16 protein-coding genes, 3 tRNA genes and 1 pseudogene are annotated in these 19,877 nt (G+C 71.1%); 8 read left to right on the top strand and 12 right to left on the bottom strand.

Annotated elements, in window-relative coordinates; all coding sequences use genetic code 11:
- Window positions 1-22: 22 nt before the first annotated feature.
- From ACGFNV_RS33475 to ACGFNV_RS33465, 3 genes are all read right to left on the bottom strand, one after another.
- Window positions 23-523 carry a hypothetical protein gene (locus ACGFNV_RS33475; RefSeq protein WP_393627666.1) on the bottom strand — a complete coding sequence of 167 codons (501 nt, stop codon included), beginning with the start codon at window positions 521-523 and terminating at the stop codon, window positions 23-25.
- A gap of 15 nt (window positions 524-538) precedes the next feature.
- Entirely contained in the window at window positions 539-1,186 is a 648-nt protein-coding gene (locus ACGFNV_RS33470) for a hypothetical protein (RefSeq protein WP_393627664.1), read from the bottom strand.
- Between the two features lie 238 nt (window positions 1,187-1,424).
- Window positions 1,425-2,108, bottom strand: coding sequence for an ankyrin repeat domain-containing protein (locus ACGFNV_RS33465; RefSeq protein WP_393627785.1), 684 nt, complete (start codon window positions 2,106-2,108; stop codon window positions 1,425-1,427).
- A gap of 279 nt (window positions 2,109-2,387) precedes the next feature.
- On the opposite strand from ACGFNV_RS33465, the gene ACGFNV_RS33460 reads away from it, so the two are divergent.
- The gene (locus ACGFNV_RS33460; protein ID WP_393627784.1) at window positions 2,388-2,747 is read left to right on the top strand and encodes a hypothetical protein; all 360 of its coding nucleotides are present in this window, start codon (window positions 2,388-2,390) and stop codon (window positions 2,745-2,747) included.
- A gap of 971 nt (window positions 2,748-3,718) precedes the next feature.
- Here the strand turns inward: ACGFNV_RS33460 and ACGFNV_RS33455 are convergent.
- Both ACGFNV_RS33455 and ACGFNV_RS33450 read right to left on the bottom strand, forming a co-directional pair.
- Window positions 3,719-3,791 (bottom strand) — tRNA-Arg (locus ACGFNV_RS33455).
- Window positions 3,792-3,996: 205 nt separating this feature from the next.
- Window positions 3,997-4,087, bottom strand: a tRNA-Ser gene (locus tag ACGFNV_RS33450).
- A gap of 169 nt (window positions 4,088-4,256) precedes the next feature.
- On the opposite strand from ACGFNV_RS33450, the gene ACGFNV_RS33445 reads away from it, so the two are divergent.
- Window positions 4,257-4,766 carry an SSI family serine proteinase inhibitor gene (locus ACGFNV_RS33445; RefSeq protein ID WP_393627662.1) on the top strand — a complete coding sequence of 170 codons (510 nt, stop codon included), beginning with the start codon at window positions 4,257-4,259 and terminating at the stop codon, window positions 4,764-4,766.
- Window positions 4,767-5,077: 311 nt separating this feature from the next.
- Complete coding sequence (locus ACGFNV_RS33440; RefSeq protein ID WP_393627660.1) at window positions 5,078-9,787, top strand: PAS domain-containing protein; 4,710 nt, start codon at window positions 5,078-5,080, stop codon at window positions 9,785-9,787.
- Window positions 9,788-9,867: 80 nt separating this feature from the next.
- Here the strand turns inward: ACGFNV_RS33440 and ACGFNV_RS33435 are convergent, their stop codons facing one another.
- The 5 genes from ACGFNV_RS33435 to ACGFNV_RS33415 form a co-directional block, all read right to left on the bottom strand.
- Window positions 9,868-11,511, bottom strand: a complete 1,644-nt coding sequence (locus ACGFNV_RS33435; protein WP_393627783.1) for a long-chain fatty acid--CoA ligase — start codon at window positions 11,509-11,511, stop codon at window positions 9,868-9,870.
- A gap of 168 nt (window positions 11,512-11,679) precedes the next feature.
- Window positions 11,680-12,249, bottom strand: a complete 570-nt coding sequence (locus ACGFNV_RS33430; RefSeq protein WP_393627658.1) for a SigE family RNA polymerase sigma factor — start codon at window positions 12,247-12,249, stop codon at window positions 11,680-11,682.
- 179 nt (window positions 12,250-12,428) lie between these two features.
- The gene (locus ACGFNV_RS33425; RefSeq protein WP_393627656.1) at window positions 12,429-13,595 is read right to left on the bottom strand and encodes a lipid-transfer protein; all 1,167 of its coding nucleotides are present in this window, start codon (window positions 13,593-13,595) and stop codon (window positions 12,429-12,431) included.
- On the bottom strand, window positions 13,592-14,041 hold the full coding sequence (locus ACGFNV_RS33420) for a MaoC/PaaZ C-terminal domain-containing protein (protein WP_393627654.1): 450 nt from the start codon (window positions 14,039-14,041) through the stop codon (window positions 13,592-13,594). The genes ACGFNV_RS33425 and ACGFNV_RS33420 overlap by 4 nt, the downstream gene beginning before the upstream one ends.
- Entirely contained in the window at window positions 14,038-14,961 is a 924-nt protein-coding gene (locus ACGFNV_RS33415) for a bifunctional MaoC family dehydratase N-terminal/OB-fold nucleic acid binding domain-containing protein (RefSeq protein ID WP_393627653.1), read from the bottom strand. The genes ACGFNV_RS33420 and ACGFNV_RS33415 overlap by 4 nt, the downstream gene beginning before the upstream one ends.
- A gap of 166 nt (window positions 14,962-15,127) precedes the next feature.
- On the opposite strand from ACGFNV_RS33415, the gene ACGFNV_RS33410 reads away from it, so the two are divergent.
- From ACGFNV_RS33410 to ACGFNV_RS33395, 4 genes are all read left to right on the top strand, one after another.
- Window positions 15,128-16,036, top strand: coding sequence for a bifunctional DNA primase/polymerase (locus ACGFNV_RS33410; RefSeq protein WP_393627651.1), 909 nt, complete (start codon window positions 15,128-15,130; stop codon window positions 16,034-16,036).
- An 11-nt stretch (window positions 16,037-16,047) separates the two neighbouring features.
- Window positions 16,048-16,482, top strand: coding sequence for a hypothetical protein (locus ACGFNV_RS33405; protein ID WP_393627649.1), 435 nt, complete (start codon window positions 16,048-16,050; stop codon window positions 16,480-16,482).
- A 102-nt stretch (window positions 16,483-16,584) separates the two neighbouring features.
- Window positions 16,585-17,112, top strand: a complete 528-nt coding sequence (locus ACGFNV_RS33400; RefSeq protein ID WP_393627647.1) for a DinB family protein — start codon at window positions 16,585-16,587, stop codon at window positions 17,110-17,112.
- A 243-nt stretch (window positions 17,113-17,355) separates the two neighbouring features.
- Window positions 17,356-18,033 carry a hypothetical protein gene (locus ACGFNV_RS33395; RefSeq protein WP_393627645.1) on the top strand — a complete coding sequence of 226 codons (678 nt, stop codon included), beginning with the start codon at window positions 17,356-17,358 and terminating at the stop codon, window positions 18,031-18,033.
- A 207-nt stretch (window positions 18,034-18,240) separates the two neighbouring features.
- Here the strand turns inward: ACGFNV_RS33395 and ACGFNV_RS33390 are convergent.
- Window positions 18,241-18,327 (bottom strand) — tRNA-Ser (locus tag ACGFNV_RS33390).
- A 242-nt stretch (window positions 18,328-18,569) separates the two neighbouring features.
- Window positions 18,570-18,915: pseudogene (locus ACGFNV_RS33385) on the bottom strand (SpoIIE family protein phosphatase); the annotation flags it as partial.
- Window positions 18,916-19,599: 684 nt separating this feature from the next.
- Here ACGFNV_RS33385 and ACGFNV_RS33380 point away from each other — a divergent pair.
- The gene (locus tag ACGFNV_RS33380) at window positions 19,600-19,779 is read left to right on the top strand and encodes a hypothetical protein (RefSeq protein ID WP_393627644.1); all 180 of its coding nucleotides are present in this window, start codon (window positions 19,600-19,602) and stop codon (window positions 19,777-19,779) included.
- Window positions 19,780-19,877: the final 98 nt, after the last annotated feature.

Here is a 19,877-nt window from a genome sequence, read left to right as displayed (position 1 = left end):
CCAGGCGTCGGTGCGTTCGCTTTTAGTTCGCGGGTGGTTGGGTGACGACGACGCGCCAGATCACCGAATTGTCCGCCGCGAACTTCCACGCCAGTTCGCGCATATTGGCGTGCGGTATCTTCGCGGTGAACACACCGCTCCCGTCACCGCACTCAGACCCGGCGAGGGGCTTTCCGGCGGCGGTGATGTTGAACTTGGAGGGCCCGGCGCATGTCCACATCACCGTGATGGATGAGGCTTTCCCCGCCGACGCGGGAAGCGTGACGCCGCCCGCACCGTGACCCGACCCCTTGTACAGCGTCTTCGACCCGACGGGGAGCGGAGACTGGACCGGATCGGGAAGGCGGTCCGGGCTCGTCGGGGTCCCCACCGGAGAGGGGGCCGCGCCGGTTCCCGTCGTCGCACTCGCCGGAGGCGGCGTCGCCCCGTGGGTGGCGGTCGCCCGGGAGTCATCGCCGCCGGAACAGGCCGACACGAGCACCAGGGCCGACAGGCCGACGGCGGCCAGCAGGGGCAGCTTCATCAAATCGTCCTCGACTCAGGAGTGGGCGATGTAGGGCGAGAGCGCCGGGAGCTTGGCGGTCCCGTGGTTGGAGACGATCCACTTGCAGCCGCCGTTCGTCGAACCCCGTTCCCACTTGAAGGAGTATCCCTTCGAGCCGAGGGCGAGCCATCCGTCCTGCTGGCTCGCCGGGACCTTCCACGACCCACTGAGGGTGACGGTGGTGGTCTTGGCGTAGGAGATGGAACCGCTGATGGTCTCCTCGGCTGAAGCGACGAGGATCGACTCGCTCAGCTTGGCCGCATAGGTGAAGGTGCCGGTCCAGGTGTGCCCCTTGGCCACCGAGACCGAGAGCGTGATGCCGGACTGCCCATAGACGGTCTTGCTCTTGTCGCCGACGAACGTGCTCTTGACGTTGTAGAAGCGGAAGCCCGGGTCGGGCGGGCAGCCGTCCGGGTGCACCGGGCCGTCAGCGGCGTCCGGCGCCTGAGCGGCCGAGTTCCCCGGCTGCTGCACCGCGACATCGGCGTCGTCCGGCGCCTGCGGGATCGGGTTCCCGTCCTGGTCGGCGTTGACCGCCGTCGGGGCGTCGTCCGCAAAAGCAGTGCCCGCTCCCCCGGCCCCTATAGCGAGAAAAGCGGCCAGCGCAGCGGCCGTGCATGCGCGAGCAAGCGTGGCATTCATGGTTCCCTCCCATTCGCCCCCCTCCGGGAGCGGCATGGACAGAACAATCACGGAATGCCTGAGTGATCGTCAAGGAAATTCGAGCAATCTGAGCGAGACTTGAGCTTGCTATGAATGGACCACACAAGCGCGAAGACATTGCTTATTACATACTCTCTTTATTAAATCGAGGGAATCCCAAGACTTGATCCTTGAACTTGGCATCGATGTTTCATGACCGTCCCCCCGAGGGAACCGCTCAAGCCCCGCGGTCACCCGGCCCCATGCCCAGAGAGGGCGGCGGGGGCACGCGCGTGTTGTCGATCTTGGAACGCCCATGAGGGGTCACCCGGTAATGCTCGCCGCCGTCCGAGTCCATCCGCGAGCTGGCGTTCACCTGCACGTGGTCGTGCTCAAGGTGGTAGAAGAAGCCGCCCATCATGCCGATCACCTGGAAGAAGATCTTCACTGACGGCCCCTCCGTGAGGGGGGACAGCGGCGGCAGCAGGTGCTCGATCTCCTCGAAGCAGCGTCCGGTCGTCTCCCGGAGCAGCGAGTGGAAGTGGTGCTCCAGCGCGTCCGAAGGAGAGGGAAGCTCCCGGACCGCGACCGGTTCCAGCAGCTCCAGCAGATGCGTGTGCCCTCGCTCCCGCGCGACGTCGACGGCGCGCCGTCCGTCCCGCGTGCACTGCGTCCGCCAGGCGCCGTGCGCCACCAGCCGGGAGACGACGGAGAAGTCCGCGCCGTGCCAGGCCGCCTGATGCAGCGCGGTGAAGCCGCTGCGGTTGCCGGGCCTGGGGAGGTTGACCCACCCCGGATTCTTGCCCAGCATCTGGAAGAGGCCGTTCCAGTCGGCGTCCCGGGCCATGTCCGCCCATCGGTCCCGCTCGTCCAGGTACCAGCCGTTGAAACGCTCGCGGTCGGTGATGCCGTCCCAGTTCATGGTGATCACATCTGCACGCTAACCGACCCCGTCGGGAGCACTCGATTTCGCTGCGGTACGCCCCGAAATGCCAGCAGCCCCGGAGTGATCCGGGGTCTGCGCTGTGCGCACTCGGCAGGATTGGAACCTGCAACCTTCTGATCCGTAGCACTACAGAGATCGGTCGCTGACGGTCATACCGGTTGCTCGGGTGTGTCTGAGGGGAGTTGGTGGCCGGGGGCGGTTGCTGGGGTTGCTGTATCTGGTTGCTGTACTGCAGGATCCAAACGGGGGGTGACCATGGAACGGCATGCGCTGGAATCGCTGTTGGCGGGTGATGACGAGGCGTCCGTGACTGCTCTGGCCACCCTCCGCAGCGGCGCCACCTACTGGGTGGCGGATCGGGCACAACCCGCAGGCCAGCATGCCGGAGTCTTCAAGCACCGTCTTCAGCGCATGCGGATGCACGGACTCGAACCTCTTGGGCTGGAACGAGCAGTGCAGCTCATCCGGGAACATGGCCAGCCCGTGCGCACAGGGTTTATCGATGCTGCCGATCGAACCTGGACCACCCTGCTCTTCCTCACCGAGGACGGCAGCGCACTAGTGGCCTGCGCCGGCTGGCCGCTGCCGCTGGTTGCCAGGAAGCCACCGCTTTAGTCGTTCGATCCCGGCCCGGCCTGGTCGGGGCTCACCTCGTGCACTGGTGTCCTACGTGGCCGCCGCTTGTCGCCGCCGTCCGTGCTCGTTGATGTCAATGTCAGCGGAACATCCCTGGTACCGGGCAGATCTCCAACGGTTCGTCCGGTCGGTCTGCCCAGCTCCACCAGACATGCCCATCGGCACACCTCCAAAGCGACCGACAGGTCCGCCGGCCGCCGTCCTCTCGCTCAGAGAGCACCAGGCCGCCAGACTCCATAGGCCGGCGGCACTCTGGACAGGCCGGGGCTTCGTCGGTCATGGGGCGCACCCTAACTGAGTGACTTCTTCGTCCCGAGAGCGTCCGCGCTCGTTCGAAGGTGGTCGTCGGTGTTGTCACTTGAGTCTGGTCAGGGTCCTTCCGTGGGGGCGGGACCACCGATCACTTCCGCACCATGCACGCGCGGGGTCCAGGCTGCTTGGGTGTGCCCTCCGTTCAGCCGACGGCGCACGTGCGGCAAAAGGGGGCGCAGAGGCGTGTGACATACGCACCTCGCTCACCCGTTCGGCGCGTGTCGCCATTCCAAACGCTTGATAGTCATAAGCGGAACAGCAACCGCTGACACGGCGTGGTCGCCGCTGACTCGCATCGGCCGAGTCCTGGCGCTCGGTGCTGATCGGCTTGCTTCCTGCTCTGGCTGTCCGCCTTGGCGATGTTGCGCCCTGAGTGGCTGGGGGCCGCCAGCGGTGGCGGAGACATGGAGCGGCGGCGGCCCGTGGCCGCCAGCGAGCGGGCCGCCGTAGGCGGGCCGCCTTGATCCGAGTGACCATGAGGGGTGACGGCAAGGATCCGGACGACGACGACGGTCCGGAAGGTGTTCCGGTAGCCATCTGATCGGCTCACAAGGACGGTTGCCTTGCCGTCAAAACACTGCCGTCAACGCAAAAGCCAGAGGCCCTGTGGATCACTCCACAGGGCCTCTGGTCGGTTGTGCACTCGGCAGGATTCGAACCTGCAACCTTCTGATCCGTAGTCAGATGCTCTATCCGTTAAGCTACGAGTGCTTGTTTTTTGTTTAGTTTTGCCGCCGGTCCCGGCCCTTGCGGCCCGCTCTCGGCGACAGGAAGAACATTACATGACTGCCGTCGACATGTGAAATCCGTTTGGCGCACCCCTTGTGACCTGCGGAAACGTGGTTCAGGGGCCTGGCGGGCGATCTTGGGAACGACGAAGCCCCGGTCGGGGTGACCGGGGCTTCGGGTGATCGCGCGGAGGCGGAGGGATTTGAACCCTCGATGGGCTTTAAGACCCAAACCGCATTAGCAGTGCGGCGCCATAGACCGGACTAGGCGACGCCTCCAGCACAACCGCTCACGCGAGCGCGAGTGGTGCGTGCAGATGATGACACAGTCGAGCGGCCTGTCACCAATCGACATCCACGGTACTAGGCAGGTGGCGCGAAGGGCAAAGCGTTTCGCCCTGGTGGGGCGCGGGCGCAACGTCCTCTGGGGTGGGGCGTTAGTCAGGGCATGTCGAAGGTCATGCCGCAGGTCGCGCGGAAGGTCGCGTCGAGGGGCATCGCGCAGGGTGCCTCCGGCGGGCTTCGTCGGCTCGTCGTCACCGCCGCCGCCTCCCTCGCCGCCGTCACCTCGGTACCCGCCGGTTCCGCCTCGGCTGTGCCGGCGTCGGCTGCTCCCACGGCCTCGCGCTCCGGGGATCACCTCACCGTCACCGTCCGGCACGCGGGCGGCGGCAAGGACGGGACGTACGAGCTGCGCTGCCATCCCGGCGGGGGCAGCCATCCGCAGGTGGAGGGGGCCTGTCGGGCGGTCGAGCGGAACACCCGGTGGGGGCAGGAGACCTTCGCGCCCGTGCCGGAGGGGGAGATCTGCACCATGCTGTACGGCGGGCCGGCCACCGCGCACGTCACCGGGGTCTGGGCCGGGCGGCCGGTCGACGCGACGTACGACCGCAGCAACGGATGTCAGATCGCGCGCTGGGACCGGTTCGTGCCGCTGCTGCCCGACCTGGGGTCATGAGTGGCGGCGCGTGAGTGACGTACGGGTGCCGCGTGCGCAGGCGTGTGCCGACCGATGCGTAAAGGTCACGCGAAGGTCCTGCGGGGGTGGGGGCGCGGGACACCGGCGGGGAGTTCCCGGTGGGGCGCTGTCGTGGCCGGTCACGGGTTACCGGTCACACGTTCTACGTCACTTCATGGTGCGAGCTCCCTCTCATCCGGCGCCGCGACCGCAACCGCAAGCCTTAGACTCCCTCGCGTGACACGCCGCGGGCCGGTTGGCAAGATGGCCCGAGCGGTCGGCAAGGTGCGGTAACAGGGAGGAAGCGACTCGTGAGCAGCAGGCCATCCCGAGGCGCTGCTCGCCTCGCAGCCATACTGGACGCGCTGCCGGACGCGTTGGTGCTGGTCAACGCCAACGGGACCGTCGTCAACGCCAACACCATCGCCCTGGAGGCCTTCGAGACGCCGGGCACCGCCCTCGTCGGGCGCGGGCTGCTCGATCTGCTGCCGCAGTTCGACTCGCGGCTCATCCCGGGGTCGATGCGCCGGCCCGACCACATGGACCCGCGCGGCCGCACCAAGCCGACGCGGATGGTCGCGCGGCGGACGGACGGCACCGAGTTCCCGGTCGAGGTCACCAGCGCGAACCTCGAGAACGGGCAGCAGGCCTACGACGGTTACGGCTACACCGGCGACGAACTGCTGATGCTGGTCGTACGCGACCTGTCCGGCACCATCGACACCGAGGCCGAGCTGGCGCGCTCGCAGCGGCAGACCGAGATGATCCTGCGGGCCGCGTCCGAGGGAGTCGTCGGGACCGACACCGACGGGCGGATCGTCCTCGTCAATCCGGCCGCCGCGCAGATCCTGGGCTACCGCGCCAGTGATCTCGGCGGCAAGGAGCTGCACGACCTCGTCCTGCACTCGCGCGCCGACGGCACGTCCTTCCCGTACGAGGAGTCCCCGCTCGCCGACACCCTGCGCTCCGGGCGCAAGCACCGGGTGCGCGGGCAGGTGCTGTGGTCCAAGAGCGGGGACAAGGTCTCGGTCGACCTGACCACCGCCCCGGTGCGCGACGGCGACCAGCTCGTCGGTGCCGTCATGACCTTCACCGACCGGCGCCCCTACGACACCCTCGCCGAGGAGAAGGCGGCCGTCGAGAAGCGGCACGAGGACGAGTTGGAGCGGCTCTCCGAGGAACACGCCTCCGACCTCACCGCGCTGCGCCAGCAGCACGTCACCGAGGTGGAGGAGCTGCGCGAGCAGCACGAGGAGGAGCTGGCGGCCGGCGACGACCGGTACGCCGCCCTCGCCGAGCGCGAGAAGGACCGGTACGAGGCCCTCGCCGCCCGGCACGAGCAGCTGCTGACGCTGCTGGGGCGCTCGCTGCGCGGGCCCCTGGACGAGCTGCGCCGCGAGCTCGCCACGCTCGCCGCGGACGACGCCGGGCAGTTGTGGCCCGAGGCCAACCAGGTGCTGCACCACCTGTCGGCCGGCTACTCCCGGATCACGACCCTGATCGACAACGTCCTCGGCTACCAGCTGATCGACACCGGCGACCAGTCGATCACCCGTACGAACGTGATGCTCGACTCCGTCGTCGCCGCCGGTGTCGACGGGGCCGTCGAGCTCATCGGGCCCGGGCGGGTGCAGTTCGCGGTGCACGCGCCGCCCATCGAGGCCCAGGTCGACTCGCGGCTCCTCGCCACCGCGCTCGCGCATCTCGTCGCGGACGTGGCCGGCGTGGACGCGACCGGGAACTCGCCCGTCTCGGCGGGCGGTTACATGGACAACACCGTCGTCGTGGCGGCGGCGCAGCGCGGCGAGGTCGTACGGATCGAGGTGCGCGGGCCGTACGCCGGGGGAGACCCGGTGCACGAGCCGATCGTGCGCGGGATCGTCCGGGCGCACGGCGGCGTGCTGCAGACGCACGAGGTGCCGGGCATGAGCGGCAGCGCGTACGTCCTCGAAGTCCCGCTCGGGGAAGGGGCGGGGGCCGTCGCGGCCCAGGCACCGGCCGCGCTCGGGGCCGGAGCCGCGGGCGGCGTCGACGACGGCGGCACCGCAGCCGGGCAGACGTCCGGTGGTGGGCGTCGGCGTGGGCGGCGGGGCTCCACGGACGCGTTCCTGGAGATCGGGGTTCCGGGCGGCGAGGGCTCCGAGGGCGGCGGTACGGACACCGCGGACGGCGCCGGTGACGGCTCTGGTGGCTCGGGCGCCGAGGTCGCCGTGCCCACCGGTCGGCGGCGCCGACGTGCGGCCGCCGAGGTGGAGGCGCCCACCCCGGCGCCGGGCGACGGTGGCGAGGTCTCCGGCGGTACCGGGCGGCGGCGTGGACGGCCGGCCGAGGACGCCGCCGGCGCGGCAGCCGCGGGTGCGGCCCAGGCGCTGCCTCCGGGGCTGGTCCACGCGCTGCCTCAGGGGACCGCACCGGGCGTCTCCGAGGGTGCCGTCATGACGGCCGCCGAGCATGCCGCGGGTACCGCCGCCTCGAACACGGGACTGGGCGGCACCGTTCCGCCGCAGGGCGTGCCCGTGGCCGGCGGGCGGCGCGCCCGGCGTGCCGACGACGAACAGCACGCGCTGCCGCCGGCGCTGCCCGCCGCTTCCGGCGCGGGTGGCTCCGAGGACGGCGCGAACGGGGAGAACCCCCAGCCGACCGGGCGCCGTCGGCGTGCCCTGGCCGCGGCGACGGAACGTGCCGCCGCACAGCAGGCCGGGCCCCGCGCGGTGTTCGCCCTGCCGCCGGCGGAGGCGGACCGGACGGCGGAGGCCGCGGAGGGCACGGAGGGCGCGCCCGGTACGGCAGGTGCGCCGGGTGGTGCGCCTGGTGCCGCCGGTGTGCCGGGTACGGCCATCGCGCCGGGGCAGGTTCCCGCGCAGGCGCAGGCCCCGGCTCAGGGTGCCGTGCCGCAGCCGGTTCCCCCGCAGATGGCGCAGCAGATTCCGCAGCAGGCTGCCCCGCAGGCCGCACAGGCCGCACAGGCCGCGCAGCCGGTCGCACCGCAGGCATCTGTCCAGATCCCCCAGCAGATGCCGATCTCCGCTCCCGGTGTCCCCGCCGACGCCCTGGCCGACCAGGGTCGGCACGACGCCGTCCCGCATGACCAGTCCGACGATCACACTCCGCCGCAGCCGCACCCCACGAGCGCTCCGACGGGCCGTCGTCGACGCGCCGTGGCCCGGCCGGCGGAGGGCGCCGGTACGCCCGGGCAGGAGGCCCCCGCGCCGCCGGTCCCGACCGGTCCCGCGGTTCCGGCCGCTCAGGCCGCCCCGGCCGCTCAGCCGGATCAGGTTCAGGGGCAGGCCCCGCCCGCCGTCGCCGCGCAGCAGCCCGCTCCCGGACAGCCCCTTCCCGCGCAGGCGGGTCAGGGCCACGCCCCGGCCCAGCAGGCGCAGGCCCAGCCGGAGCAGGCCGCTCCCGGTGGCCCGGTGCCCGCGCCCGCCCAACCGGTGCCCGGGCAGCCCACCCCCGGCCAGCCCCTCCCGGCCCCGGCACCCGGCGCCCCCCAGGGCACCCCCGCCGCCGGTACGCCCGCCCCGCAGCCGTGGCTCCTCGCCGACGACGAGACGCCGGACGCCGGGACGCCCGTACCGCCGAACGGCACCGCCGTACCCGCACCACAGGCGCCCGCACCGCAGGCGCCGAACGCCCCGGGCACCCCGGCGCCGGGCACCCCCCTCCCGCCGGAGGCCACGGCACCCGCACAACCCCAGCAAGCACAGCAAGCACAGCCGCAGCAGGCGCAGCCCCGCGCCGCACAGCCCCTCCCCGCGGAGAACGCCGCGACCACCGCCACCACCACGGCCCCTCCCGCCGCCCCCGCCGCCCCCGTGGACCCGAACTCCACCCAGGGCCGGGCCATCAGCGTGCGGACCCTGGGCCAGGGTGTGCCGTTCACGCGGCAGGCGGCGCAGGTGCAGCAGCCGACGGCCCAGACGCCTCCCCCGCACCAGTCGGGCGGCTCGGGCCGGCGTCGCAAGCTCGGTACCCGGCAGGAGCCGGTCGCCACGGTCGCGACACCCCCGGAGCAGACGGCCCGCCCGCATCCCCAGACCGAGCAGCCGCCCGTACAGACCCCGCGGCAGGCCCCGCGGCAGCCCCAGGGCCAGACCCCGCCGCCCCAGCCGCAGGCCCAGCCCCAGCCGTCCCTGGCCGGTCAGTCCCGGCTCGCGCAGGCGACGGAGGGGGCGGGACGGTCGTACGCCATAGGCGCGCCCGACGAGAACGCCGCCGAGGGGCCGGAGCCGCTGGACGGGCCCGGCGGGGCGGTCGAGGTGGCGGACCCGCCGCGGCCGCAGCCGATGGACGACGAGCTGCCTCCGGAGCCGCTGGACAACCCGAGGCGGCTGCTGGTGTGGCCGGCGCCGGACGTGAGCACCCAGCAGGCGCTGAGCGACCGCGGGTACCGGCCCGTCATCGTGCACTCGCGCGAGGAGGTCGACGCGCAGATCGCCGCCTTCCCGGCCGCGCTGTTCGTGGACCCGCTGACCGGGCCGATCACCCGCACCGCGCTCCAGTCGCTGCGGCAGGCCGCCGTGGCCGCGGAGGTGCCGGTGCTGGTCACGGCCGGGCTCGGGCAGGCGACGCGCGAGGCGGCGTACGGCGCCGACCCCGCCGTACTGCTGAAGGCGCTGGCGCCTCGGGACAGCGAGCAGCATCCGCCGCGGGTGCTGCTCATCGAGGAGCACGCGGAGATCGCGCTGGCGCTGACGTCGACGCTGGAGCGGCGCGGGATGCAGGTCGCGCGGGCGGCGAGTGACACGGACGCCGTGACGCTCGCCGGGCAGCTGCGGCCGAACCTGGTCGTGATGGACCTGATGCAGGTGCACCGGCGCCGGGCCGGGATCGTGGACTGGCTGCGGGCGAACGGGCAGCTCAACCGCACCCCGCTGGTCGTCTACACGGCCGCCGTCGACCAGGCCGACCTGCCGCGGCTGGCGTCCGGGGAGACGGTTCTCTTCCTCGCCGAGCGCTCGACCAGCACGGAGGTGCAGAGCCGCATCGTGGACCTGCTGGCCCGGATTGGAACGAACTAGCGAACTAGCGTCATACAGACCGCTGGGCCCTCACGAGCCGTACGGTTCGTGAGGTCCCAGCGGGCCCCCTGCACAGCCCCTCAGAGCCGCTTGACGTCCAGCTCGCCCTCCGCGTACTGCCTGCGCAGCACCTTCTTGTCGAACTTGCCGACGCTCGTCTTCGGCACCGCCTCGATGACGGTCCAGCGCTCCGGGAGCTGCCACTTGGCGATGTGGCCCTCGTCGGCGAGGAAGGCGCGGAGGATCTCGAAGTCGGCGGTGGCGCCCTCCTTCAGGACCACGGTGGCCAGCGGGCGCTCCCCCCACTTCTCGTCGGGCACGGCGACGACCGCGGCCTCGGCGACGTCCGGGTGGGACATCAGGGCGTTCTCCAGCTCGACGGAGGAGATCCACTCGCCGCCGGACTTGATGACGTCCTTGGCGCGGTCGGTGAGGGTGAGGAAGCCTTCCGCGCTGATGGTGCCGACGTCGCCGGTCTTCAGCCAGCCGTCCTCGCTGAACTTGTCGGCGGGGCGCAGGGGCTCGGCGCCGACGCCGTTGTAGTAGGCGCCCGCGATCCAGGGGCCGCGCACCTCGAGCTCGCCCGCGGACTCGCCGTCCCAGGGGAGGCGCTCGCCGCCGGGGCCGGTGAGGCGGGCCTCCACACTGGTCGGGAAGCGGCCCTGGGTGACGCGGTAGGCGAACTCCTCGTCGGTGCCGACCACGTGCGCGGGCGTCCGGGCGACCGTGCCGAGCGGGGAGGTCTCCGTCATGCCCCAGGCGTGACAGAGGCGCATGCCCAGCTTGTCGAAGGCGGTCATGAGGGAGGGCGGGCAGGCCGAGCCGCCGACGGTGACCTGGCCGAGGGAGCTGACGTCCCGCGGCCGGGCGGTCAGTTCGGCGAGCAGACCCTGCCAGATGGAGGGGACGGCGGCCGCGTAGGTCGGGCGTTCGGCCTCGATCATCTCGGCGAGGGGCGCGGGCTGGAGGAAACGGTCCGGCATGAGCAGGTTCACGCCGGTCATGAAGGTGGCGTGCGGCAGGCCCCAGGCGTTGACGTGGAACTGGGGGACCACGACCAGCGCGTTGTCCTGGTCGGTCAGCCCCATCGACTGGGCCATGTTGACCTGCATCGAGTGCAGGTAGATCGAGCGGTGGCTGTAGACCACGCCCTTGGGGTCGCCGGTCGTGCCGGAGGTGTAGCACATGGCGGCGGCCTGGCGTTCGTCCAGCTCGGGCCAGTCGTACGCGGTCGGCTTCCCGGCGATCAGGTCCTCGTACTCGTGCACCCGCGCGGCCGCGCCCGCGAGCGGGGAACGGTCGCCCGGGCCGGAGACGACGACGTGCTCGACGGTCGTCAGATGCGGGAGCAGCGGGGCCAGCAGGGGTACGAGCGAACCGTTGACGATCACGACCTTGTCGGCCGCGTGGTTCACGATCCAGGCGAGCTGCTCGACGGGGAGGCGGAGGTTCAGGGTGTGGAGGACCGCGCCCATGGAGGGAATCGCGAAGTAGGCCTCGACATGCTCCGAGTTGTTCCACATGAGCGTGGCGACCCGGTCGTCGTCCGCCACGCCGAGCTCGTCGCGCAGGGCGTGCGCCAGCTGGGCGCTGCGGGCGCCGATCTCGGCGAAGGAGCGGCGGTGCGGTTCGCCCTCGCCGGTCCAGGTGGTCACCTGTGAGGTGCCGTGGATCGTCGACCCGTGGGTCAGGATCCTCGAGATCAGCAGCGGTACGTCCTGCATCGTGCTCAGCACGGTGTCCTCCCGGGCGACATGGCAACGCGGTGGTCAAGCCTGGGCCGATTCTGCGCACATACCGCGCGGTATGTCACTAGCTCCGGGTGATCGATCACATGTCGTTGCGCGGGGAGGCCGCCTGCCATGTGGGGCCCGTGCTCTGAACGAACAAACCTAGCGCGCGAGTTCCAGCTCCGGGTCCTCGCGCAGCTTGCCGAGCGCCCTCGACACCGCCGACTTCACCGTGCCCACCGACACGCCGAGCACCTCGGCCGTCTGGGCCTCGCTCAGGTCCTCGTAGTACCTGAGGACGACCATGGCCCGCTGCCGGGCGGGAAGTTTCGCGATCGCCCGCCACATCGCGTCGTGCAGGGCCTGCCGCTCCGCCGGGTCGTCGCCGCCCGGCATCGGCTCCGGTTCGGGCAGCTCGTCGCACACGAACTCGTCGACCTTGCGCTTGCGCCACTGCGAGGTGCGCGTGTTCAGCAGCGCGCGGCGCACATAGCCGTCCAGCGCCCGGTGGTCCTCGATGCGCTCCCACGCCACGTACGTCTTGGCCAGCGCGGTCTGCAGCAGGTCCTCGGCGTCGCACGGGTTCGCGGTGAGCGACCGGGCGGTGCGCAGCAGCACCGGCTGGCGGGCCCTGACGTACGACGAGAAGGAGGAGTACGTCGCGTACGGCCGGGGCCGGGTCGCGGCGTTCGAGGCGCTGGTGCAGCGGGGCGTCATGACGGGTGGGGTCATGGCTCAACGCTAGGAGCGAGGGCCCCTCCACCGGATCGGCCGCAGGTCCTGAAGCCGAGTCCGCCTCAGGTTGTAGGGGTGGTGCTGGGTCCACCTCCTGTAGGTGGAGGCGAGGGCGGGGCGTACTACGGGTTCGCCCCTGGGGGTAGGACGCACGCAGCAGCCGGCTCCGGCCGGGATCACGCGTCCGTCGTCAGGACCAGCCCCGACGTCGGTACGCCCGTCCCCGCCGTGACGAGGACGCGTTCGGCCCCCGGCACCTGGTTCACGGCCGTGCCGCGCAGCTGTCGTACCGCCTCCGCGATGCCGTTCATGCCGTGCAGGTACGCCTCCCCGAGCTGGCCGCCGTGGGTGTTGAGGGGCAGGCGGCGTTCGGCGACGAGGTCGGCGGCCTCGCCGGGCGCGCAGAGGCCGAACTCCTCCAGCTGCATCAGCACGAACGGGGTGAAGTGGTCGTACAGGATCCCCACGTCGATGTCGGCGGGCGCCAGCCCGGAGGTGCGCCACAACTGGCGGGCGACCACGCCCATCTCGGGCAGGCCGGTGAGGTCGTCGCGGTAGAAGCTGGTCATCTGCTCCTGCGCCCGGCCCGCGCCCTGGGCGGCCGCGGCGACCACGGCGGGCGGGCGGGCCAGGTCGCGGGCCCGCTCGACGGAGGTGACGACCAGGGCCTGGCCGCCGTCCGTCTCCTGGCAGCAGTCCAGCAGCCGCAGCGGCTCGACGATCCAGCGCGAGTCCGCGTGGTCGGCGAGCGTGATGGGGCGGCCGTGGAAGTACGCGGCCGGGTTGGTCGCCGCGTACGCCCGGTCGACGACGGCCACGTGCCCGAACGCCTCCGGGGTGAGCCCGTAGGCGTGCAGGTACCGCTGCGCCGCCATCGCCACCCAGGAGGCCGGGGTGAGCAGTCCGAACGGCAGGGACCAGCCGAGCGCGGCCCCCTCGGCGGAGGGTTCGCGATGCTGGACGCCCGAGCCGAAGCGCCGGCCCGACCGCTCGTTGAAGGCGCGGTAGCAGACCACGACCTCCGCCACGCCCGTGGCGACGGCGAGCGCCGCCTGCTGGACGGTCGCGCAGGCCGCGCCGCCGCCGTAGTGGATGCGGGAGAAGAAGGACAGCTCACCGATCCCGCAGGCCTGGGCCACGGTGATCTCCGGGCTGGTGTCCATCGTGAAGGTGACCATGCCGTCCACGTCGGCCGGCGTGAGCCCCGCGTCCTGAAGGGCCTCGCGCACCGCCTCCGCCGCGAGCCGCAGCTCACTGCGCCCGGAGTCCTTGGAGAACTCGGTCGCCCCGATACCGACGACGGCAGCCCGCCCACCGAGGGCGTCACGCGCGCGTACGCTCACTCCGCATCACCGCCCGAGACGGTGACCGTCACGGTCCCGATGCCCCTGCGCGGGTCTCCCAGCCTCGGAGCGGTGACCGTCACCGTGCCGCTGACGTGCCGACCGAGGCTGTTGTCGCCGGTGACGCGCACCACGGCCGTGTCCTCGTCGAGGATCTCCTCGACCACGCCCGTCAGCACCATCGTGTCCCCGGGGTGGTTGGGCGCCCCCAGCCGGACGGCGACCTTGTGCAGCACGGCCTCCGGGCCGAGGACGTCGGTGATGTAGCGGCCGACCAGGCCGTTGGTGGTGAGGATGTTCATGAACACGTCCGGGGAGCCCTTCGCACGGGCCGCCTCGGGATCGTGGTGCACGTCCTGGTAGTCGCGGGACGCGAGCGCGCCGGCGACGATCAGGGTCCGCGTCACCTCGATCTCCAGCGACGGCAGCACGTCACCGACCTTCACTCGGCCACCCCCTGGAACACCGGAAGCGTCAACTCCTCGTCGTACCGCCGGAACTCCAGCCGCACCGGCATCCCGATCCGCACCTTGTCGTACGGCACTCCCACCACGTTGCTGACGATCCGCACGCCCTCCGCCAGCTCGATCAGCCCGACCGCGTAGGGCGGGTCGAACGCCGGGAAGGGCGGGTGGTGCATCACGACGTACGAGAACACGGTCCCCTCGCCGCTCGCCTCGACGGTGTCCCACTCCGGCGAACCGCAGGTGGTGCAGCCCGGCAGCCAGGGGAAGCGCAGGGTGTCGCAGGCGGTGCAGCGCTGGATGAGCAGCCGGCTGCGCTCGACGCCGGCCCAGAAGCCGGCGTTGTCGCGGTTGATCACGGGGCGGGGGCGGTGGTCCTCGCGTGCGGGGGGCTTCTGCTGTGCGGGGGGCTTTGGTTGTGCCGGCGCGTACTTGAGGATGCGGAAGCGGTGCGTGCCCGCCAGTTCCCGTTCCGGGCCGGCCCGGACGTCGGTGCGGGTGGTGACGAAGTAGCCGCTGCCCAGCCTGGTCGTCTTGCGCGCGGAGACCGACTCGATCACGGTGTCGAAGGTGATCTCGTCGCCGGGGCGCAGGGGCCGCATGTACTCCTGCTCGCAGTCGGTGGCGACGACCGCGGTGTACCCGGCGCCGTCGAGCAGCCCGAGGAGTTCCTCGTACGCCGGTGCGCGTCCCGCGTGGCCGGAGAGGCCGCCCATGGTCCACACCTGGAGCATGGTGGGCGGGGCGACGGCGCGGGGGCCCCTGTACACCGGGTTGTGGTCGCCCATCGCCTCGCACCAGTGCCGGATCATGGGCGCGTTCACGGGGTCCTTGCCGACGCCGGCGACGGCGGCGGGCCGCCCCTCGTAGGCCTTCAGCCGCACCGCGAGCTGGTCGTCCACGGCCGTACTCCTTCCGGTACGAGGGTTTCTGACTGTCCGTCAGATGGCGACCACTGTCAAGGTCGCGTCCCGGGCGCACGCACGGCCGCGTCCCGGGTGCACGCGCACGCACGGCCGAAGGAGAAACCCCCTTCCCCTTTTCGAACATCCGTACGAACATAGAGGCATGGCCATCATCGACCGGCACCCCCGGCAGGCCACCACCATGGCCCTCGCCCACGCGCTGTCAGCCGCGGAACGCGGCCTGGCCGTCATCCCCCTGTCCCGGACCAAGCTCCCGGCCCTGCGCTCCCCCCACCGCGACGACCCCGCCGCACCGCCCTGCCACGGCGAGTGCGGCCGCCCGGGCCACGGCGTGTACGACGCCTCGACGGACCCGGCGCGCATCCGCGCCCTGTTCGGCGCGGCCCCCTGGGCCACCGGCTACGGCATCGCCTGCGGCCTCCCCCCGCACCACCTCATCGGCGTCGACCTGGACACCAAGACCGGTACGGACTCCACGGCGGCCCTGCGCGAACTCGCCCTGCGCCACCTGTTCACCATTCCCGCCACCGTCGTCGTCGTGACCCCCAGCGGCGGCCGCCACCTGTGGCTGAGCGGCCCGCCGGACGTCGTCGTGCCGAACTCGGCGGGCCGTCTGGCCCCCGGCATCGACATCCGCGGTGCCGGCGGCTACCTCGTGGGCCCCGGCTCCCGTACCGACCACGGCGTCTACGCCGCCGCCCCCGGCACCGCCCACCTGCCGCCCGCGCCCTGCCCGCCCTCACTCCTGCGCCTGCTGCTCCCCCCGCCCCGCCACCCTTCCCCGTCCGGGGCGCGGCACGGCGGACATGGTCAGGGCCTGCTCCAGTTCGTCCTCGCCGCGCACGAGGGCCAGCGCAACACCCGCCTCTTCTGGGCCGCCTGCCGCGCCTACGAGGACGGCGTCGGCCCCGACCTGGCCGACGCCCTCGTCGACGCCGCCGTCCACACCGGCCTCACGGCCCGCGAGGCACGCTCCACGATCGCTTCGGCGGAACGCATGACCCTGCACCGCTCACAAAAAGCGGAGGCCCCCGACGAAGCGCTGCCCTAACGTGTGCCCCCATGGCCCTCACCCGCATCACCCTCACCTCCGGCCGCACGATCGCCCTGTCCGAGCTGCGGCTGTCCTCGACGTACAGCGGGATGCTGGAGGGGTATCCCTGCCGCATCGTCAACGACATGGAGATCAAGGGCCAGTTGGCCCAGGCGGAGCAGACCTCCCCCACCGGCCCGGTCCACCTCGTCGACCCCCCGCGCGCACAGCCGGACGACCCCTACACGGGCGCCTTCGGCCCGATGGAGACCCTGCCACCCGTGGCCTGCGTCGGCGCGTTCCACTCGACGCCGATCACGCCGGACCACGACCCCGCCCTGTACCGCTCGAAGCTCACCGTGGTGTGGTTCCAGGAGTCACCGAATGCCCCGTCCGAGGAGGACGCGGAGGCGGGGCTTCGGGGGCTGGCCTGGGAGGAGCTGGCCCGGGACTACGAGCTCTAGATCGACGCGCCCGGCATCGGCTCGCGGTGTTGCGCCGCCTGCCGCGCCCCGGCCCGGCGAAAACCCCTGGAGAACCCTCTCCCGCTCGGCGAGAGTCGGTCGATGACCGTTCCCCCCTGTGATCTGTTACGCGGCCAGTTCGACCTGACCTGGGCCCTGTTCGAGTACCACCTGGACCGGCTGACGCCCGAGGACTTCCTCTGGGAACCGGCGCCGCACTGCTGGACGATGCACCGGTCCGCCGAAGGCACCTGGGTGCCGGACTGGGCGGACAGCGAGCCCGATCCGGTACCCGTGCCGACCATCGGCTGGCTGAGCTGGCACATCGGCTGGTGGTGGGGAGTGACCCTCGACCACGTGCGCGGCGATCCGCCCCGCGAACGCACCAGCGTCACCTGGCCCGGCCCCGGAAGGCCGACGGCCGACTGGCTGCGCGACCTGCGCACGGCCTGGCTGACCGCGCTCGCCGACCTCACCGACCCGGACCTGGCCGCGACGGCCCCGTTCCCCTGGCCGAACGATCCCCGCCACACAGTCGCCGACATGCTCGCCTGGGCGAACGCCGAACTGATGAAGAACGCGGCGGAGATCGGCCAGTTGCGGCTGCTGCGCGGGGCGGCGGCTTCGTAGCGTCCTCCGGAGCATCCGGAGCGGGACGACGTGATCAACACGACACCGGTCGGCAGGGCCACCAAAGCGGCCGACTGATCGTCTTCATCCTCGCAACGTCACTGAGGCCGGGAGGCACCGTGTGGTGCTTCCCGGCCTCGCTCTGTCCGAGAACGGGGGTCCCCAGTTGAACGTACGAGCCCGCTTACGCGCCCTCACCTGCTGCGGTCCCGCCCTCGCCACCGCCCAGGAGTCCCGATAGCCATGCGATCCATACTTCCCGACCGTCTGACGGGACGGCCCGTCGCCGCGTGCCTGGCCCTCGCCGGAGTCGTCGCCAGTGTCCTGGTCGGCAAGGGCGGCCTGGACACGGTGGTCGGCTGCGGAATCCCCAACGACGAGCTCCCCTCCCAGACCGCGGAGGACTGGGTCTCGCACGCCGACCATGTCGTCGTGGCGACCCCGACCGCGGAGGAGGACACCAACAGACGTGACTTCAAGCTGGGCGCGGTCGCGTACAAGACCGACCGCAAGGTGACCTTCCGTACGGACAACCTGCTGTGGTCCGCCAAGAGCCCCGGCCGCGAGCTCGGCAAGGACTTCGAGATGGTCGCCGCCGGCTGGCAGGTGTACCGGGAGAGCGGCAACCGCACCAAGTCCACGACCGCGGACGCCCCCCGCCTGGAGACCGGCCACACCTATCTCCTCGCCCTGCGCTGGGCCGACGACAAGTGGACCGTCCTCGGCGAGGGCGCCGCCGTACCGTTCGACGACCACACCGCCGCCCAGGGGGAGTGGTGCGGACGCGTCCTGAGCAAGGAGGACATCGCAAGCGGCGAACACTTCTCCCGCGAGGACGACACCAGCCTCGAGAAGCGGCTCCTCGGCCAGAACGAACAAGCCGTGAAGAGCGAACTCGACCGCGCGAACAAGAAGAAGTGACCCCACGGGACACCAAGGTGGTCCCGTAGCGCGCAGGGCAATGCCTCCGGCGGGGGATCGGCCGAGTCCTGGTGACACGGGCGGGGTGGTGGACGGTTCGGGCGCGGCCGGTGCTGCAGAGCGGGCAAGGACGCCCTTGTCGAGACCGCCGGAACAGGATCGAGGACGGCCCCCGACCGGTTTACCTGGTCAGGGGCCGTTCGCCTGCGGTGGGTGTGGGATTTGAACCCACGGTGACATCGCTGCCACGACGGTTTTCAAGACCGTTCCCTTAGGCCGCTCGGGCAACCCACCTGTGCCCCGCTCACCTGGGGCGGGGCGGGTACAGCGTACCGGCCTCCGGTGCCGTGCGGGGTCCGTGGTCCACACGCGGCCCACTGACGCGGTTTCCGCTGAGGCCTCTACCACTCTGATCAGCACCGTTCCTGGGTCATTACTACCAGCGACACAGGCCGCCGCTCACAGGGGCACACGGGCGAACCAAGGTCAGGTTCCAACGTGATCGGTTTCCGAGCGGCCCGGCCACTCGACGAGGGGACCCGGTCGATCAGTTGGTCTTCACCTAAGGGCTGTTCGCCTGGCTCGTGGTGCTCGATGAGCCCGTCGGTGAAGCAGGGGATGCGGTAGCCCGGCCTCAGTGTGAGCTCGCTGACCGCGGGCCCCTGGCCGCAGCCGGCCCGTTGTGGTGTCGAGGCGCATCATCTGGGCGGTGGCGAAGTGGTCAGGACCGAACTGGTCCACCACGGCTCGGTCCATGAAGAAGTCGATCTCGGACAAGCCAACGTCACTGCGGCTTGCGTGCCCATAGGCGCCGATGGCGACGGTTGCCATCACGGCGGCGCTCAGTCCGTGTCCCCGGAAATCCTCCGTCCCGATGTGGAGTTGCGCGCGAGCAGCAACGCTGACGGCTGCAGCGCGGCGGCGAGGCGTCCTGGCCTCCCCGATGGCCAAGAACAGCCGATTCGCTTGATGGGGCCGTCACGCATCGACGATCACGGGCGCCTTTGGTGGCCTTCACAGGCGAGGGGCCGGTTCCGCACCCATAAAGTCCCGCACCAGTGCTCCTCCATTCGAGGCTGGGCGGTCGCCGACCGGCGTTATTCACCCGATCCGGGGGAAAGGTACTATATGGATGCACCAAACATTCTCCTTTGGTGGACCTCTCCTCGGCGTTCCTCCCGCACCAGCGGGAGGAACGCCGCCGCGCCCCCTCCTTCATCACCCTCTGATCCGTAGCTCTGTCCGGATCGTCCACGAGAGGGCACAGGGGCTCCGGTCAATGCGACAACTCGCATACTCGCGTGAATGCGCAGACGCCTCGGCATGGGCACTCGTACCGCCTTACGACCTTCTTCTTCGAAGGGTCACTACGAAGCTTGTCGAGCTTCATAGCGGCCCTGAGTGGACCAGGCATGAGAGCTCTCCACCACTTCGGCCGTCGGGGCCGCGCGATGTCGCCCGGAGCATTCGAGTGATAATCATAAGATTCTGTCTCGACCGGGGAAGTATGAGACTGCCAACCCTTCGTCGAGTCAATCGGCGCCCACCTACGTCAAGGAGACAGAAATGCGTCGAATCGCTAGCGCGCTGGTCGCATCAGTGGCTCTTGTCGCCGCCCTCGGCTCCCCGGCCATCGCCGACGATAAGCTCCTCGGTCTGATTCCCGTCAAAGCCGACAACGCTAGCGTTCTGAACAACGCCAACCTTCTGGACAACCCTACCGTCAAGCTCCTGAATCAGGACTGACAGGCCGGTGCCCTCGAATTCGTCGGGGGCACCCCAGCCTTGAACTCCGGTGAACCCGCCCGGAGCGAACCTTATCCGCGGCGGTGCCGGAGTCTTCC

It is taken from the genome of Streptomyces sp. NPDC048751, assembly GCF_043198595.1.
GTDB lineage: Bacteria > Actinomycetota > Actinomycetes > Streptomycetales > Streptomycetaceae > Streptomyces.
This window is presented reverse-complemented; position numbering and strand designations above follow the sequence as displayed.